Annotated in this window: 1 protein-coding gene; it reads left to right on the top strand. The window is 65.4% G+C overall.

The window, feature by feature from the left end; genetic code table 11:
- Positions 1–26: 26 nt before the first annotated feature.
- Positions 27–599, top strand: a 573-nt coding sequence (locus tag AC1DU6_RS34840; RefSeq protein ID WP_477863095.1) for a cobaltochelatase subunit CobN, incomplete at its 3' end; no start/stop codon positions are given.

Consider the following 599-nt stretch of genomic DNA (forward strand, 5'->3'; position numbering starts at 1 on the left):
GTACGCTGGCCAAGGCGAAGATAGTGATGCTGCGCATGCTCGGCGGCATCAGCTATTGGCCCCATGGCGTGGAGAGCCTGCGCAGCGACGCGCTGAACCGCGGTAGCAAGTTCGCCTGCCTGCCCGGCGAGATGGACTGGAATGCCGAACTGGCCGCCCGCGGCACGGTCAGCAGCGACGAAACCCATGCGTTGTGGCGCTATTGCAGCGAGGGCGGTGTCGACAACGCGCAGCTGGCACTGCGCTATGCCGCGCATTTGATCGGTCACGGTGAGGAGCCACCTGCGGCACGACCGATGCCGTCAGCCGGCTTCTGGCCGAGCGAGCCTGTGACGGATAATCGCCCCAATGCCATCGTGATCTTCTATCGCGCGCTGGTCGCCGGAGGCGATACGGCGGCAATCGATGCATTGCGTCTGTCGCTCGACGCGCGCGGCCTCAATGCGGTTTGCCTCTATGTCACCAGCCTGAAAGACGAGCGCTCCGCCGCGTTCCTGCGGGCTGCGCTGGCAGCCTATCCGCCCGATATCATCATCAACGCGACGGCCTTCGCGACGGCAACCGCGCATGACGATGCCGGTGTATTGTCGGCGTCGGGC

Source organism: Roseateles sp. P5_B10 (assembly GCF_056400485.1).